The following is a 16,283-nucleotide window of genomic DNA, read 5'->3' on the forward strand; positions in this document are numbered from 1 at the left end:
GTTATTCGCCCTCGCTTTCCGTTGAGGATTTATCTGTCGGCGGAGCGGCCCCGGTGTTTTCTTTCGTTGCGTCCCCCGCCGGAGCGGGATACAGGGTTTTAAGCGCCTTGTCCTGGGCTTCGATAAACTTCGCGGCATTTTCCTTGCTCCCCCGGTACACCAGGGACAGGTGCAGCTTTCCGTCCGCCTCCAGCCCGGCGAGGATGGTGGACTGCTCCGGAGACACCAGCAGGGTGACGGTGGCCGGAAGCTGCTTTTCGTCCTCTTTTTTCAACCCATGGCTGGTGTCGGTGTCGTAGCCGCTGCTGGCGGTGACGCCGATGACCTCCACATATTTCAGCTCCGGGGGAATGACGGTGGCTCCCATCTTCCTGTAATCCGGCGCGATGACCGAGACGATGTCGCCGGAGATCAGCTTGCCGGACAGGCCGTTGCTGAAGCTCTTGATGGTGACCGACATGGCTTGCTTTTCCCCGGTGAGATTGTACAGGTAGGCGTTTTCCGCCGCGGGCGAGTCGGTCAGCTTGGTGTTTAAGATATAGTCGCCCGGCGCCATGTCCGCCGCCGCATATTTGCCCAGGGCGGCGTCAAGGCTTCTGACCACGTTGTCGGGCAGGTTGTAGCTGCCGACCTCCACGGTTTTCACCATGTCCCTGGTGATTTGCTCCCCGGCTTTGATGTCCCTGGCGACGCGGACGATGTCCGTCTTTTTTGAAATGCCGGAATTGAAAAGCGGAGTGACCGCAAAGCAGATGAAAAGCGACAGCGCGATGCAGATCACGCCGAGAACGGTCCTGTTTCTTAAAAAGCTCATAGTGTGATTCCTCCTTGGAATATGAAATACGCGGCTATACAGCCGGCGGACAGAAAGGGCGCGAGGGGGAACGCCCTGGGGCAGTCCCTCTTGCGCAGCCTTTGCACCATAAAGCAACCGGCATAAAAAAGAAGCATGGCGGCAAGTCCCATGACCATGGCCGCCATACCTCCCCTGAAGCCGAGGACAAAGCCCGCCGCCGCCATCAGCTTGATGTCGCCGCCGCCCATGCCGCCCCAAACAAGGGCGGCAATCAGGAGCGGCAGGGCGGAAAGGCAGCCCAGCAGCTTCACCGGCGTAAAACAGATAAAGCCCGTCAGGGCGATTGCCAGGCAGATGGCGTCGGGGATGATCCTCTTTCTGACATCAATGAGGGACGCGGTCAAAAGCAGGACGATAAAAATGCCGCCCTTGAGCAGAAATAGCGGATTACCCAGACCGCTGAAATCAGCCCCCATAGTTGAACATCTCCTGAATGCGCTGTTTGAGGGTGGGCAGCACCGTGTCGCCGAACAAGGTATACAGTCCGGCCAACAAAAGAGCGCCGATAACCACGGCGATTAATATGCGGATGGCCGAATCGACAAAATTCTCACCGCGTTCAGACCGCAGCAAAGCCTTTGCCAACAATGCTTTGCCGGTGATTTGATCCTTTACCTTGGTTGCAATTTTTCTCATGGCAATTTACCTCCAAAATTCATATTTTCGTTGAGATTTCCGCGCTATGGCGGGGATTTGCATCGTGTGAATCCGTATCGTGCACATCTTCCACAGGAAAAACGGGCAGGTTCTACATGCCGCCCATCCGCATGCCGAAATCCTGTTCCGGCGCTTCTTCCAAAACAGACGGCCCGTCCGCAATTTTTTGCTCAGGGGGCTTTTGTTCGGCCGGTTTTTCTTTCTGCTTTCTTCGCGGCAGTTTATAGGTAAAGGCGGGCGGAATGCCTTCAAGGTCTTTGCGCCTCTTTACCTTGTACCTGTCGTTGTCCTCTTTATACAGGTAGTACCAGTCTTCATCAAAGCTGTACACTCCCACCATGCCCGTGGCGTTTCCGGCCTTGTAAATCAGTTGATACTTGAAAAGAGGATTGGAATCGCGGACAACCCTGATCAGGTCAAGTTCCAATTCTTCCGTAATTACCACCTCCCCGCGCAGGCAATAAAAAAACACCGGTGATTCATTCCGGTGTCTGGATGCGACCTGTGAAATTTTTATCCGGTTCTGTATTCCTCCGTTTCGTCCACATGGAGAAAGCCCCGTGCCGCGGCCTCAACAATTCCGGAAGTTACAAGGGACACAAGCGTGCCGCCCTTGATTAAAAATCCGTCGCGCATCGTATAGTTTTCCGGGAGTTTTGCGTCGGAAGGCCGCGGGTAAGAGGTTTGACCGGTGTTGGCGTCTTTGGATAACAGGCTTTTTTCTTCGCTCATGGGCATCATCTCCGTAAATCTATAATTGGGGCATGATCTTGCTTTGCTTACCCCATCCGCATTCCGGGGGTCTGCTCCGGAGAAGCGAAAGAGGGGTCGCCCTGGGTCTGGTTCCGGCTCATGCTCAGTGCCTGCTGATAGGCAAGGATGACCGCGTCGTTGAGCTGCTGCCTGAATTCCTTGGTCACGGGAAAACAGATGTCCTTGTATTCCCCGTTCTCCGCCTTGTAGCTGGGCATGGCCACGAACAGGCCCTTGCCGCCGTCCATGATTTTAACGTTGCGGATGGCAAAGCAGTCGTTCAGGTTGACCGAGGCTATGGCGCGGATGGCGCCCTCCGGACGGATGGAGCCGATCTTCACATCCACTTTCATGGGCAGGGGCTGCTCCGCGCTTTCCAAAGGGGCGACCTGGGTGTTTTCCGTTTTCTTCATAATATTTTCCCTCCTGTCTGTTTGGTTTTTGGACGCAAAGAGACAGCCGCGCGGCTGTCTCTTTGCTATAGGGCCATGGTCTGGCCATATTGCTGCTCCTGTTCGGGAGACTGGAACGCAATCTCCTTAAAGCCGAAGCGGTCGACGTAGTGGAAGGAGCTGCCGTTTTGGTCGTACAGCTCGATGACGTCCGACATGGAAAGGCTATGGCCCTGATAGCCGGGCGGATGGTCAAGGTTGAATTTTTCATAGATGGCGTCGAGGTCATTGGTTTCAATCTGACCGTCGTAAACTACACGGTAGTTGTCCGGATTCGGCTCGCCGAAGCGCTCCAGCAGCTCATCGTAGCCGATGAATTTCATCATGACATCCACTTCCGGCTTGAGCTGGTGGATGCGGCAGTTTTTCAGGACCGGAGCGTTGCCGTCCGGATCAAGCCCGCCGCCGGCCAGCCGGTCGTACACGCCGTTTGTCCACTCAATTTCCAGGCCCTGCTTCATTGTGAGATAATCCTTTAATTCCTCGCAGTGAAACATGGGGTCGACGATTGCCCTGCCGTTTTCGATGTATCCCGCGGTGTTGCCGTAGAAGAGGACGCGGTGGTTTTTGATGCTGACGCCGTTCATTGGAGATCCCTCCTTTCATCAACGCGCTGTTCACACTATTCAAAGTAATACTTAACCGAATAGGTGATGTTGGACTTGTTGTACATGCAGGTATGGTTGGTATAGTAGTAGAACTCCAACTGGGTATAGACACCTGGAGCCAGCGTCCGACTGAAGGTGATGCCGTTGGTGGTCGTCTGGTAGTCCAGTTGATCCCATTGGCGGGTATTCTTGTTGTAGCCGCGCACCCGGCCATAATCGCTTCCGCTGTGGCCGCTGACCGGGGGAACTGTGAAGGTGTACTCGATGATGGTCGCGCCCTCAATGCCTTCCTCCAGGATGACGGATTCGGGACCCGTCAGGGTCATGCCGCCGCCATTGGTGGAATCGGCCACAAAGAATACGATGGCCGTCCAGGGGGATTCCGCCCCGACGGCGTCCACCGCTTTCACACGGACAGTATTTTTACCCAGCGGATATGTGGATGTTTGAGCCGGTCTGCCCTCCCACACGTAGGTGATGGCGTCTCCATCCGGGTCCGTGGAAGACGCGGTGATGGTGACGGGTGTGCCGGGCGGTACGCTGTTTCCATCCGGCGTCCTTGTGATGACCGGCGTGTTTGGCTCCGAGTTGGCAACGGTAAAGCTGATTGTCGTCCAGTCGGAATACAGGCCATAGGTGTCCTTTGCCCTGACCTTGACGGTGTAAGAGCCAACCGCGTAGTAGCCGTCCGCGCTCTGGCCGGAGTATTCATAGGTCACCGCGTCCCCGTCGGGGTCGGTGGCGGATACGGCAAAGTTGACAAGCAGCTTCCCGTCTTTGGCTGTTCTAGTCACCGTTGCGCTGGCGGTCGGCTTGTTCGGGGCGGTGTTGGTGACGGTGATGTTTTCGGAGTGCGTGAACGTCCTACCCACATCATTGGTGACGCTGGCCATCAGGGTGTAGGTTCCGGTGGCGCCGATGGATATGCCGCCCCCGCCGTTGGTGAGGGTTCCGGTATAGCTTGCCGCACCGCCGTTCTTGGTCAGCGACCATGTGATGCTCTTGCCCTCCAGGCCGGAAACGTTCCCCATCGCAACAGTGAAGCTTGTGCCGACATGAACGGAGGATGGAATACTAAATGGGATTTGCGCAATAGGTTTTATAGCCGCGGTGTTGGAAGCAAACGTAAAGCTGCGGCCGTTTTCATCATTGGTGACAGCCGTAAACTTTACCGTGATGGTCTTGTCCGTGCTGATCCGCACCTCTCCACCGCTATTGCCGAGGGTTCCGGCGGCGTACTGGGTGTAAGGCGCCAACGCGCCTCCGTCTATCGAGATGCGCCAGACCATGTTAAGTCCGGCCAGTTCATTGCCCGAAACTGTGACCGGAAGGGCTTCTCCGCTGTATGTCAGCTGCGGCAGGCTGATTTGCATGTCGGGTATGGGATAAACGGCAACGGCTTTGCTCTGGGAGAAGGTTCTGCCCAGGGCGTCGGTCAGGGTAACAGTCAGCACATAGCCGCCTTTTGCTTTAAAGGCAATATTGCCGCCCACGTTGGAAAGGCTGCCGCCGGCGTACTCGGCGTACGGTTTGCTGTCGCCGCCGTCTTTGGAAATAGACCATGAGGCGGTAAGGTTGTCAAGCTCGCTTCCGCTTACCGACACGGAGGCCGCTTCTCCCACATAGCCAACCTGCGGGAGATTTAACTGGATTTCCGGTATGGGATAGATGGTGATTGCCTCGCTTCTTGCAAAGCTCCTTCCCAGGGTGTCGGTCATGGTGACAGTGAGGAGATAACTGCCTTTGGCTTTAAAGGTAATGCTGCCGCCCTCGTTGGTCAGGCTGCCGCCAGCGTAATCGGTGTAAGCTTTAGCCTCACCGCCGTCTTTTGAGATTGTCCATGAAGCATTTAGGTTTTCAAGATCATTTCCGCTCACGGACACCGAAGTGGTTTCTCCCGCGTAGCCAACCTGCGGCAGCGTTAGCTGTATTTCCGGTATGGGGTAGACGGTAATGGCTTTGCTTTGGGAGAAGGCTCTGCCAAGTTCGTCCGTCATAGTGACGGTCAGCACATAGTCGCCCTTCGTTTTAAAGGTAACGCTTCCGCCCAGATTGGACAGATCTCCGCTGGCATAGTCCGTGTAAGGCTTGCTGTCGCCGCCGCTTGCCGATATGGTCCAGGCGGCGGCGAGGTTTTTCAAGTCGCTTCCGCTGACGGCCGCCGCGGCGGCTTCTCCCACATACGCGGTCTGCGGCAATGCCAACTGGATTTCAGGTATGGGATAGACCGCGACAGAATCCGTATAGGAGAAGGTTCTGCCAAGGGCGTCGGTCATTGAAGCGGTCAGGGTATATTGACCCGCTTGGGTAAAACGGATTTTTCCTCCCTGCGCGTTGAGGGCGCCTTCCACACAGGCGTCAAAGGGTACGGCTATTCCATCCTTGGATACGCTCCATTCTACCGGCAGGACGCCTATATTGCCGCTGGTCCTTAAGTCGATTGTCCGGTCGGGATAGGTTGCCTCCGGCAAGCTGAACCGGATGTTCAGCACAGGATGCACCTCGGTCTTGCTCCCGTTTTCAAAGAGGAACACCCGCCCGGCGGCGTCTGTCGTTCTGGCTACCAGCTCGTAAACACCGGCGTGCTTGAAGCGGATTGTGCCCCCATCATTGTCTAATTTGCCGTCCACATAGGTGGCCCAATCCTGGAAGCCGTAGGTGTTGTCCACCAGCCACTCTACCGTCAGTCCATCCAGCTCGGCGGATGTGGTATCTACCTTGATATCACTGTCGGTGTGCGCTGTGGCCGGAAGCTGAAACGAAAGGCTTGGAACGGGATAAACGGTGACCGGCAAGGAGTAGCCGTAGGTTCTGCCTGCCGGATCGGTAAAGGCGGCGGCCAGGATATATTCGCCCTTATCCTTGAATCGGATGCTGCCGCCGTTGCTGGTCAATGTTCCCTCAACGTAGTCGCCAAGGGTGACCGGTGCGCCGTTCCTGGTCAGCGTCCAGACCGCTGTGGCGGCGTCGATGTTTTCAAAGCTGGCTTTTACAGTCACAACCTTGTCCGTGTGGGTTATTTCCGGCAGATAGAAACCGGCTACCCCAACAGGATACACCGTGGTTTCCGACGTGGCTGCATACTCTCTGCCGGTGGCATCGGTAACCGTTGCGGTTAAAGCGTACACACCTTTTTCTTTGAACCGGATTGCGCCGCCGGCGTTCGTCAATTCTCCCTCAAGGTAATCGCCGATGGCTACTACCTCGCCGTTTCGGGTGAGACCCCAATTGATAGAGAGGCCGTCCATTTCAGACAGGGTTGTGATGAGGTCAATGGTTGTATCGGTGTGCGCTTTTTCGGGGAGTTCGAAGTCTACGCTTGCCACGGGATAGACCGTGATGGAGGAGGAATGGCTAAAGCTGCGCCCCGTATCGTCGGTGACGGTGGCTGTGATGCCATAGCCGCCTTTTTCCTTGAAGGTGATTGTACCGCCTTCGTTGGAGAGGTCGCCGTCGATAGCCGTGTCCCATGCCACAGCCTCGCCGTCTTTGGTGGCTGACCACACGATGTCGAGATTTCCAAGCCCGGTGGTGGCCACCTCGATAGAAACTGTTTTATCCGTGTGGGTGTGCTGCGGCAGCTCAAAGGCTATGCCCACCACCGGATAGACCGTGATATGCTGTGAGCAGCTTGTCGTTTTGCCATCGTAATTGGTGGCGGAGGCGGTCAATGTATAGCTGCCGCTTTCCTTGAATACAATGGTGCCGCCCTCTTTATCCAGGGAACCGGACACGGCTTCCGCAAGGTCAAGGGGCTGCGCGCTGCCGTCCGCGGCTTCTTTTGCGAGCGACCAAGCGAGCGTCTTGGCGTATTTAAGGACAGGCGTTACGGTGATGCTTGTATCGGTGTGCGCCGCGGCAGGCAGTTCAAATGCAACCTGTGCCCTGGGATAACTGGCGGAGCCTCCGCCCGAACTGCCGGAGGGCGGTTTCTTTTCGCCCTCCTTTTCTGCCTTTTTTCTGATTTTTTCCAGTACTTCATCCTGCCGCACAAGCAATGTAAAGGCTTCGGCTCTTGTGGTTTTGCCCTCCGGACGGATGGTGTTGTCGGGATAGCCTTTGACCAGATCGTACCGGATTGCGATGTTGACATAGCCTTTGTCGGAGCTTTTGATGGACTTGTCGTCCGCAAAGCCGGTGTTGTCCGTGGTCTGTTTTGCTTCTTCCCCTTTGCCGATTGCCCGCACCAGCATTCGGATGATTTCAATGCGGGTAATCGGTTCATCGGGTTTTAAGCCGCCGCCATAATCCGCCGGGTCGAGGATGCCCCGGTCTACAAGGGCCTCGATGTTTTTCTCCGACCAGTGGCCGGCAATGTCGTCAAAGGTGGGCGGCTCTCTCCCTGCTGCTGCCGTGTCCACCTTGTGATTCCTGGCCAGCAGGGCGATAAATTCACCTCTGGTGATGGTGGCGTCCGGCCTGACCGTTCCGTCAGGGTAGCCCTTGATCACGCCTTTTTCCGCAAGCTCGATGATGGTCTGTTCCGCCCAATGTCCCTTGATGTCGGGGAACAGGACCGCCGCGGCGTATGCGCTGCCGCAGAGCAGCAAGGACAGAACAAGGGCAAGGACGCAGATTCTCCTGCCTTTCTGTTTCATGTGGTTTTCAATCCTTTCTGTTCGTTTTTTTATGGATTCAAAAAGCCGTGGTCTCGCTTCGGGTCCCCCGGCTCCGTTCCATGCTTGCAACACTCCATCGTCTTTACAGGTTCATGCTCATGCCGCCCCGCGCTTGCTCTTTGCGGAATGCCTCGATGGTTTCCGGTAATGGATAGATGACCTCGCCCCGCACCATCTCGAACACACAGAAGCCGTCGCGGTCGCAGATCATTACCCGGTGCTGGTACTCCTTTTGCATCTCGATGTAGTCCTTGACCTCCTTTTCGCTGCAGAGCCACACGCCCGAGGCGTATCTGCCGTCCGGCAGAAAGCTGTACCCGCTGTACCTCGGCTCATGCTCCCGCGGGTCGAGAACGCCTCTTGGCCGGATTTGCGAAAGGTGCAGCCTGGCGGAGTCGGGCAAAAGCTCCGGCTTCAGGATGCCAAGGACGTCGCCGCGGTTCCACCGCGCACGCTCGCCGTCGGCCAGGGAAACCGTGAAGATGGAACGGTCAATGGGGTTGGGGTTGCTGCCGTTGCCACCTTCGCAAAAGTACAGTTGATGCGCGCCGTCCCGGCGCTCCGGCGGCAGGGAGGACGGCTTCAATACGACGACCTTGCCCGCGATGTACATGGCATACCCGGTTTCGATGCAGTCCTCCTGGGTGAATGCGTTTTTAACCGTCATGTGAAAGCCTCCTTACTCTTTGCTGTTTTCTTCAAGGAGGGAAATGAGCCGCGCCGCGAGGGAGAGGAGGGTTTGCTTTTCCATGGTCTTGACGGCGGAGAACACATACGCCTCCACCGCCTGCGGGGACTGGTCGCCCACCTCGATGAGGTCAACCTTTTGGGCGGTGACGACCCCTTTTTGCACCGCCAGCTTTATAATGTCGCCGTGCTGCATCCCTGCGGCGGCGCGGAGCTGCCTGGGGATCAGGACGCGGCCTTTGTCGTCCAGCACCTTGTAAATACCTTTACCGGCCATCCGAAACACCTCCGCTTCTCATGACTTCCCGGACGGTGTCGGGATGGATGCCGAGATCATCGAACAGCTCCCGCAGCTCATCGGGCAGGCTATCCAGCAGATCGGCCTGCAAAATAACGACCGTGCCCCTGGCGCAGACGATCTCCAGGTCGCTGTCCAAGGGAATCTCCGCCGCCTCCAGCAGTTCATGGGGCAAGGTGAGTTCCGCGTCCTCATCGTCCTTGAGAGCGGCGACGCCGTGCGGTGTCAAGACAAATTCTTTATAGGTGTTGTGGATGGAATCTGTGGAACTGTTGATGTAAGCGAGCTTCACCGTGTCGCCGGGGACCAGTCCCATGTCCTTCAGGAACTGGGCGGGGACAGTGAGCTGGCCCTGTCCGTCCACAATGCTTTGCATTTCAATCATTTTCATAAACTGTTTCCTCCTTGGCGCCCCATCACTGGGGCGTATTCAATTTTTTTCGCATGGTCTTTTTCAGACCGCTATTCCGTGTCGTATAAGTCGTCCATCAGATCAAACAATCCTATCTGCGTGGGGATGTCCCGCATGCGCTCCGAGGTGTCGTAGTTGGAGATGAGGACTTCGGGGAATTCACAGCCGTTATCATATCTTTGGGCCAGGTTGTTGATGCGGCTGACGGCTTCGATTTGATAGTCCTTGTACAGTTCCCGGATGTATTCGCAGTCGTTGTAGGACACCAGCCATTTGCCCTGGCAGCCGGCCAGCGTGTCCCGCAGCCGCGCGTGATCCTCCCTGCGGAATTCCACTGCGTAGTGACCTTCTGTTTCGAAGTACGGCGGGTCACAATAAAAAAAGGCGTTGTCCCTGTCGTACTGACGGATCAACGCCTCGAAGTCCTTGTTCTCGATCACCGTGTCTTTGAGCCTGCGGCTTCCCGACCATATCAGGTGGAAGGTTTTCCGGATATCAAAGGGCTGGCAGCTATATGAGGTGCAGCCGCTGCCGTAGCTGTAGCGGATGAGCTTGAAGAAAGCGGCGGCCCGCTTGACGTCATTCATGACGGCGCTCTCCATGAGGATGGCCTTGATTTCCTCGAACTGCGGCCCGCTCAAGTTTTGCTGGGCCAGCTCCAGTTCCTCCCGCAGGTATTCGCTGGTGAATTCCTCCTTTTCAAGATATTTTTTCAGGACGTTGAATTCGTCCCTGCCGTTTAAGGGCAGGAAGTTCAACTCCTTGAGCAGGGCGAAAGGGCGCTCCTTGACGCAGCGGAACAGGTTGGCAAGGTCGGCGTTGAAGTCGTTGTAGACCTCCATGTCGGCACCGGGCGGCTTTCCGAACAGCACCCAGCCACCGCCGCCGAAGACCTCAACGTACCGTCCAAACTCCTTGGGCATCCGCTGGTAGATAAGGGATCGCAAGGCTTTTTTCCCGCCGACCCAACTGATGATGCTGTTCAATCATCCATCACCTCCCCGGCCTGCCGGCCCGGTCCATCTCGGTGCGCAGGCAGGTTCCGTCCGTGTCCCAGCAGATAAAACCGACGCCGGGATAAGGACAGCCTTTGCACCGGTTTAAGTCTTTGGGAAGGGGGACGGTATAGATTTTTCTTGGCGGCCCGTGGTCGCTGTTTTCTTTTTTCTGTTGTGGTTTTACATCTGTGTCCAAGGTTTTAGTCTCCTTTCCGGCAACAAAATAAGACGCCGCCTTTTCAGGTAGCGCCTTATGCTCATTTGCCTTTTCGATATATGTATAGGCGGCATGTCTTTCTACACACCGCCCATCTTAGGAATTTCATCCGGCTCATCTTCCACATATTCATATTCGCCGGTGCTTTCATTGTAGATATATCCTGCTTCGGCAAGGTCTATATCGAGTATGCTTGCCGCCAGTTCAAGGGCTTCGGCAGAACCGCCCGCCGGGATATAACAGCTTAAGGTTTTGCCGCTTTTATACTCTGCCTTGCCGGTGTTATGCCCAAAGTCCTCGTCCGCCCATTTGTAGTCGAAACGGATATCCGGAAACATAGAGGACAGCTTTTTCATCAGATCGCTAACGCTGCTCCATGCGGTTAAGAATTTTACCGTGCAGCCGTCAAAATTGTCTGCGGTATGTTCGTCATAGCCATAGCTGTTCCATTTCGTTCCCCAATTTTTTATGCTCCAGTCGTACCAGCAGTTTTCAGCGCCGTACTTTTCTATTTCCTCCTTGCCAAGATCTCCCCTGTAGATGTGTTTGGGCATCGGTGTAATTTTATTGAAGTCAATGCTGCCGATTCCAATCTCATCATTTTTGATGGCTTCAAACATTGCTCTTACTTTTTTCTCATCGCCATATGCGGTAAGTATGTTTGTGATATGATTGGGCATGTTACATTCCTCCCATCGTCTGTTCGCTGAAGTTTTGTTCGTTTTCCTGTTTCAGTTCCCGCTCCGGTTTGATGAAGAAATGATCACTGTTCCAGAAGCTGACGAAGATTTCACCGTCATCCGTTTTGATGGGACGCTGCTCGAACCCCTCGCCCCAGCCGTCAGACATTTGACCAACGGCAAAATCGAGCAGTTTGTCTGTTTCCGCTTCGGTCAGCTCACCATAAACCTCTGCCACCATTACGCCCCACAGCTTGCCGTTCCATTCTTCAACTGTCGGGTGGAGGCTATAGATTTTTTCAGATAGTGCCTGGTCATCGTAGAAGTAAACCATCAGACCACGGTCACCTTCGCTGGGCAGCTTTTCTTTTTCGATAGCGGAAAGGATTTCATCCATGTAATACACCGCCTCTGATGGAGATAATTCTTCAGGCAGATCACCTGCGCCGCACTCGCCGTATTCATGAGAAGGGTATGTTGTAATCGACAGTGGACTGAAAAACTTGACGGTTTGCTTGATGTTTGACATTTGATTTCCTCCAATCGTTTAAATTTTTTATCTAAAAAAGGGCACAAAAAAAGCGGATGCATTTTCATTTGAAAACACATCCGCTCATTTTATTGAAAATCCTTATTCAGCTGTATACGAGGGTTCAATTCTCTCCAGATTGCCAAAAAAGCCCAATGTCATCTCTGATTTTGAAGTGTAAAAAATGGGAGTCTTTACCTCCATAAAAGCCTTATGCCATGCGGGTTTAGCCGCATGGCATCTTTATTTACCTAAAAAGATGGCGGAGCAGACGGGATTCGAACCCGCGATCTCCAGCGTGACAGGCTGGCATGTTAGGCCTCTACACCACTGCTCCGTTTTTGGTGGGCGATGACAGGATCGAACTGCCGACATCCTGCTTGTAAGGCAGGCGCTCTCCCAGCTGAGCTAATCGCCCAATAGGGAAATGGTGACCCGTAGGGGATTCGAACCCCTGTTACCGCCGTGAAAGGGCGGTGTCTTAGACCGCTTGACCAACGGGCCAGCATGGTGATCCATGCTGGACTCGAACCAGCGACACCCTGATTAAAAGTCAGGTGCTCTACCAACTGAGCTAATGGATCATGGATGATGTGGAGAAATGGCTGGGGTGGCTGGATTCGAACCAACGAATGGCGGAGTCAAAGTCCGCTGCCTTACCGCTTGGCTACACCCCAACAGAACTCACCAAGGGCAATCAAGAAACGTCTATTGCCCCTTGAAAACTGCACAGAAGACAATTTGATCGATCAAACCATCTTTGGACAAAGTATTGCGCAAAAGGTCAAGTCCTCGACCGATTCGTACCCGTCGACTGAACGCCTCACGGCGCGTACATCTCGGGCCGATCTACCAGGTCATCCTCCTGGGGTCTTACCTCTTTCGAGTGGGAAGTCTCATCTTTGGGTCGGTTTCGCGCTTAGATGCTTTCAGCGCTTATCCGCTCCCGACATAGCTACCCAGCGCTGCCGTTGGCACGACAACTGGGACACCAGCGGTCGGTCCACCCCGGTCCTCTCGTACTAGGGGCAGCTCCCGTCAAACTTCCTCCGCCTGCGATGGATAGGGACCGAACTGTCTCACGACGTTCTGAACCCAGCTCACGTACCGCTTTAATGGGCGAACAGCCCAACCCTTGGGACCTACTTCAGCCCCAGGATGCGATGAGCCGACATCGAGGTGCCAAACCTCCCCGTCGATGTGGACTCTTGGGGGAGATAAGCCTGTTATCCCCGAGGTAGCTTTTATCCGTTGAGCGACGGCATTTCCACTCACATACCGCCGGATCACTAAGCCCGACTTTCGTCCCTGCTCGACTTGTCTGTCTCGCAGTCAAGCTCCCTTATGCCTTTGCACTCTTTAGACTGATTTCCAACCAGTCTGAGGGAACCTTTGGGCGCCTCCGTTACCTTTTAGGAGGCGACCGCCCCAGTCAAACTGCCCACCTGACACGGTCCCTGCGCCCGCTTCAGGGCGCCAGGTTAGAACTTCAGTGCATTCAGAGTGGTATCCCACCGTCGACTCCACCAAACCTGGCGGCCTGGCTTCCACGTCTCCCACCTATCCTGTACAAAACACACCAAAATCCAATGTCAGGCTACAGTAAAGCTCTACGGGGTCTTTCTGTCCTATCGCAGGTAACCCGCTTCTTCACGGGTAGATCAATTTCGCCGAGTCCCTCGTTGAGACAGTGCCCAGATCGTTACGCCTTTCGTGCGGGTCGGAACTTACCCGACAAGGAATTTCGCTACCTTAGGACCGTTATAGTTACGGCCGCCGTTTACTGGGGCTTCGGTTCAAAGCGTTAACCTCTCCCCTTAACCTTCCAGCACCGGGCAGGCGTCAGCCCCTATACGTCACCTTGCGGTTTGGCAGGGACCTGTGTTTTTGCTAAACAGTCGCCTGGGCCTCTTCACTGCGACTCCTTCGATGCTATGATGTCATAGCTCGCCGGAGTACCCCTTCTCCCGAAGTTACGGGGTCATTTTGCCGAGTTCCTTAACGAGGGTTTGCTCGCGCGCCTGAGGATTCTCTCCTCGCCTACCTGTGTCGGTTTGCGGTACGGGGCACGTTACATCTCCCTAGAGGCTTTTCTTGGCAGTCTGGAATCAGTGACTTCGCTACTAAGGTTCGCTCCCCATCAGACCTTCGCGTTGATGAGCGACGGATTTGCCTATCGCTCCGCTACCGTCTTTGGCCATGCTCGACCGGCGGCATGGTTCACCTATCCTCCTGCGTCCCCCCATCGGTCAAACGATCCAACGTGGTACAGGAATCTCCACCTGTTGTCCATCACCTACGCCTTTCGGCCTCGGCTTAGGTCCCGACTTACCCTGGGCGGACGAGCCTTCCCCAGGAAACCTTAGGCTTGCGGCGGGCAGGATTCTCACCTGCCTTTTCGCGTACTCATACCGGCATTCTCACTTCCTTGCGCTCCACCTAGCCTTCCGGCTGAACTTCTACGCCCAAGGAACGCTCCCCTACCCAAGACTTACGTCTTGCCGAAGCTTCGGCGGCCTGTTTAGCCCCGTGTCATTTTCCGCGCAGCGTCACTCGACCAGTGAGCTATTACGCACTCTTTCAATGATGGCTGCTTCTAAGCCAACATCCTGGTTGTCTGGGCAACGCCACATCGTTTTCCACTTAACAGGCACTTGGGGGCCTTAGCTGTCGGTCTGGGCTGTTTCCCTCTTGACGACGGATCTTAGCACTCGCCGTCTGACTCCCGGGCATAAATGCGGGCATTCTGAGTTTGACAGGGTTCGGTAACCGGTGAAGGCCCCTAGCCCTATCAGCGCTTTACCTCCCGCATTCTAATCCCGAGGCTAGCCCTAAAGCTATTTCGGGGAGAACCAGCTATCTCCGGGTTCGATTGGAATTTCTCCCCTACCCACACCTCATCCGCCGACTTTTCAACGTCGGTCGGTTCGGGCCTCCACGAAGTTTTACCTCCGCTTCACCCTGGACATGGGTAGATCACCCGGTTTCGGGTCTGCAGCCACGAACTATGCGCCCTGTTCAGACTCGCTTTCGCTTCGGCTTCGGCTTTTCGCCTTAACCTTGCTCGTGACCGCAACTCGCCGGTTCATTCTACAAAAGGCACGCCATCACGGTTAAACCGCTCTGACTGCTTGTAAGCATACGGTTTCAGGTTCTCTTTCACTCCCCTTCCGGGGTGCTTTTCACCTTTCCCTCACGGTACTTGTGCACTATCGGTCGCTGAGGAGTATTTAGCCTTGGAGGGTGGTCCCCCCGGATTCCCACGGGATTTCACGTGCCCCGCGGTACTTGGGATCCCTTCTATCCTTCTTGCCTTTTCGCCTACAGGGGTGTTACCTGCTGTGCCGGGCCTTTCCAGACCGCTTCGACTAAGACAATTGGGACATGGTGAAGGTCCCGCAACCCCGCCTCCGAAGAGGCGGTTTAGGCTCTTCCCCTTTCGCTCGCCGCTACTGAGGGAATCTCGGTTGATTTCTTTTCCTCCGGGTACTGAGATGTTTCAGTTCCCCGGGTTGGCCTCCCACGCCTATCGATTCAGCGTGGGATACTTGGATATGACTCCAAGTGGGTTGCCCCATTCGGGTATCCACGGATCGAGGCCTGCTTGCGGCTCCCCGTGGCTTTTCGCAGCTGTCCGCGCCCTTCTTCGCCTCTCAGCGCCTAGGCATCCGCCGTATGCCCTTACTAACTTGACCTTATAATCGATTATTGTCGTAGCAACCTATCCGTCGCTCGTCAAAACCTCTTGTCTGGATCACGCTATCTAAACGTCTCGTATAGACGAGCCCCTAGAAGCATGACCATCCAAAAAAGTCTGTAAAACGACGGCATCGATCACTTCGACCATAACCGCTTGCGCTTTACTTATCCTCTGTGCAGTTTTCAAGGAGCATGGGGGAATAGTAAACTCGCCTTGTGGCGAGATCACTGCAAGTATGGTGGAGCTAAGCGGGATCGAACCGCTGACCTCTTGAATGCCATTCAAGCGCTCTCCCAGCTGAGCTATAGCCCCATGTTGACCCGCTTCTGTCCGGGCATCGCTGCGCAGACTGTCGGGCCTGCCGGTTTCCCGGCTGATCCGGCAACGTCCTACTCTCCCGGGGACCACCGTCCCAAGTACCATCGGCGCTGGAGAGCTTAACTGCCGTGTTCGGGATGGGAACGGGTGTGACCTCTCCGCCATTGTCACCGGATCATCTTTAGCTGTGAGGAACGACCATCACGAACATTTCCGGCCATCGCCGCTTGCTGCGGCGTACCGTCGTCTGTCCGCTCACCGGAATTCAGAGTCTATCATAGCGGTCAATCTTAATCAACCTGTACATTTTTCCTCTGAAACCAGTGACCCGGTCCCTCAAAATCAAACAGTTGCGTTTCTTGCGTGCCTTTTAGTCCGCACGGACCTTTCCTGGTTCGCCCTGCTCTTGACGAGCCAGGCTGCTGCCAGGAGGTATCCGCCGGTTCGACCTCGACATCCCGCGACAGCGCCGCCAAAGGGTCATTGGCGACGGTCGCGG

15 protein-coding genes, 6 tRNA genes and 2 rRNA genes are annotated in these 16,283 nt (G+C 55.3%); all 23 read right to left on the minus strand.

Features of this window, described 5'->3' with window-relative positions:
- Window position 1: 1 nt before the first annotated feature.
- The 23 genes from cpaB to rrf all read right to left on the minus strand — a co-directional run bounded on the left by cpaB (window position 2) and on the right by rrf (window position 15,959).
- Window positions 2-814, minus strand: a complete 813-nt coding sequence (cpaB, locus tag HM1_RS00910; RefSeq protein WP_012281368.1) for a Flp pilus assembly protein CpaB — start codon at window positions 812-814, stop codon at window positions 2-4.
- Window positions 811-1,272: a prepilin peptidase gene (locus HM1_RS00915; RefSeq protein WP_012281369.1), complete on the minus strand. Its 462-nt coding sequence runs from the start codon at window positions 1,270-1,272 to the stop codon at window positions 811-813. The genes cpaB and HM1_RS00915 overlap by 4 nt, the downstream gene beginning before the upstream one ends.
- Window positions 1,262-1,492 carry a DUF6133 family protein gene (locus tag HM1_RS00920; RefSeq protein ID WP_012281370.1) on the minus strand — a complete coding sequence of 77 codons (231 nt, stop codon included), beginning with the start codon at window positions 1,490-1,492 and terminating at the stop codon, window positions 1,262-1,264. The genes HM1_RS00915 and HM1_RS00920 overlap by 11 nt, the downstream gene beginning before the upstream one ends.
- Before the next feature lie 112 nt (window positions 1,493-1,604).
- Window positions 1,605-1,985: a hypothetical protein gene (locus HM1_RS00925; RefSeq protein WP_012281371.1), complete on the minus strand. Its 381-nt coding sequence runs from the start codon at window positions 1,983-1,985 to the stop codon at window positions 1,605-1,607.
- A gap of 41 nt (window positions 1,986-2,026) precedes the next feature.
- A complete protein-coding gene (locus HM1_RS00930; RefSeq protein WP_012281372.1) occupies window positions 2,027-2,245 on the minus strand; it encodes a hypothetical protein in 219 nt (72 codons plus the stop codon).
- A gap of 47 nt (window positions 2,246-2,292) precedes the next feature.
- Window positions 2,293-2,679: a SpoVG family protein gene (locus HM1_RS00935; protein WP_012281373.1), complete on the minus strand. Its 387-nt coding sequence runs from the start codon at window positions 2,677-2,679 to the stop codon at window positions 2,293-2,295.
- A gap of 65 nt (window positions 2,680-2,744) precedes the next feature.
- The gene (locus HM1_RS00940) at window positions 2,745-3,305 is read right to left on the minus strand and encodes a YodL domain-containing protein (RefSeq protein ID WP_012281374.1); all 561 of its coding nucleotides are present in this window, start codon (window positions 3,303-3,305) and stop codon (window positions 2,745-2,747) included.
- Window positions 3,306-3,340: 35 nt separating this feature from the next.
- A complete protein-coding gene (locus tag HM1_RS00945) occupies window positions 3,341-7,924 on the minus strand; it encodes an S-layer homology domain-containing protein (protein ID WP_012281375.1) in 4,584 nt (1,527 codons plus the stop codon).
- A gap of 103 nt (window positions 7,925-8,027) precedes the next feature.
- Entirely contained in the window at window positions 8,028-8,612 is a 585-nt protein-coding gene (locus tag HM1_RS00950) for a hypothetical protein (RefSeq protein ID WP_012281376.1), read from the minus strand.
- A 12-nt stretch (window positions 8,613-8,624) separates the two neighbouring features.
- A complete protein-coding gene (locus tag HM1_RS00955; RefSeq protein WP_012281377.1) occupies window positions 8,625-8,909 on the minus strand; it encodes a midas domain-containing protein in 285 nt (94 codons plus the stop codon).
- Complete coding sequence (locus HM1_RS00960) at window positions 8,899-9,321, minus strand: hypothetical protein (protein WP_012281378.1); 423 nt, start codon at window positions 9,319-9,321, stop codon at window positions 8,899-8,901. The genes HM1_RS00955 and HM1_RS00960 overlap by 11 nt, the downstream gene beginning before the upstream one ends.
- Before the next feature lie 71 nt (window positions 9,322-9,392).
- Window positions 9,393-10,328: a DNA adenine methylase gene (locus HM1_RS00965; RefSeq protein ID WP_012281379.1), complete on the minus strand. Its 936-nt coding sequence runs from the start codon at window positions 10,326-10,328 to the stop codon at window positions 9,393-9,395.
- A gap of 7 nt (window positions 10,329-10,335) precedes the next feature.
- Complete coding sequence (locus HM1_RS00970; protein ID WP_012281380.1) at window positions 10,336-10,536, minus strand: hypothetical protein; 201 nt, start codon at window positions 10,534-10,536, stop codon at window positions 10,336-10,338.
- Between the two features lie 101 nt (window positions 10,537-10,637).
- On the minus strand, window positions 10,638-11,237 hold the full coding sequence (locus HM1_RS00975) for a DUF1281 family ferredoxin-like fold protein (RefSeq protein WP_012281381.1): 600 nt from the start codon (window positions 11,235-11,237) through the stop codon (window positions 10,638-10,640).
- 1 nt (window position 11,238) lies between these two features.
- Window positions 11,239-11,766: a hypothetical protein gene (locus HM1_RS00980; RefSeq protein ID WP_012281382.1), complete on the minus strand. Its 528-nt coding sequence runs from the start codon at window positions 11,764-11,766 to the stop codon at window positions 11,239-11,241.
- Window positions 11,767-12,026: 260 nt separating this feature from the next.
- Window positions 12,027-12,103 (minus strand) — tRNA-Asp (locus HM1_RS00985).
- A gap of 5 nt (window positions 12,104-12,108) precedes the next feature.
- Window positions 12,109-12,184 (minus strand) — tRNA-Val (locus tag HM1_RS00990).
- A gap of 10 nt (window positions 12,185-12,194) precedes the next feature.
- Window positions 12,195-12,270 (minus strand) — tRNA-Glu (locus HM1_RS00995).
- Window positions 12,271-12,274: 4 nt separating this feature from the next.
- Window positions 12,275-12,350: transfer RNA gene (locus HM1_RS01000), tRNA-Lys, on the minus strand.
- Between the two features lie 18 nt (window positions 12,351-12,368).
- Window positions 12,369-12,443 (minus strand) — tRNA-Gln (locus HM1_RS01005).
- A 103-nt stretch (window positions 12,444-12,546) separates the two neighbouring features.
- A 23S ribosomal RNA gene (locus HM1_RS01010) occupies window positions 12,547-15,461 on the minus strand.
- A 241-nt stretch (window positions 15,462-15,702) separates the two neighbouring features.
- A tRNA-Ala gene (locus HM1_RS01015) sits at window positions 15,703-15,778 on the minus strand.
- Between the two features lie 64 nt (window positions 15,779-15,842).
- A 5S ribosomal RNA gene (rrf, locus tag HM1_RS01020) occupies window positions 15,843-15,959 on the minus strand.
- Between the last annotated feature and the right edge of the window lie 324 nt (window positions 15,960-16,283).

Origin of the sequence: Heliomicrobium modesticaldum Ice1 (assembly GCF_000019165.1) — a bacterium.
Classification (GTDB): Bacteria; Bacillota; Desulfitobacteriia; order Heliobacteriales; family Heliobacteriaceae; genus Heliomicrobium; species Heliomicrobium modesticaldum.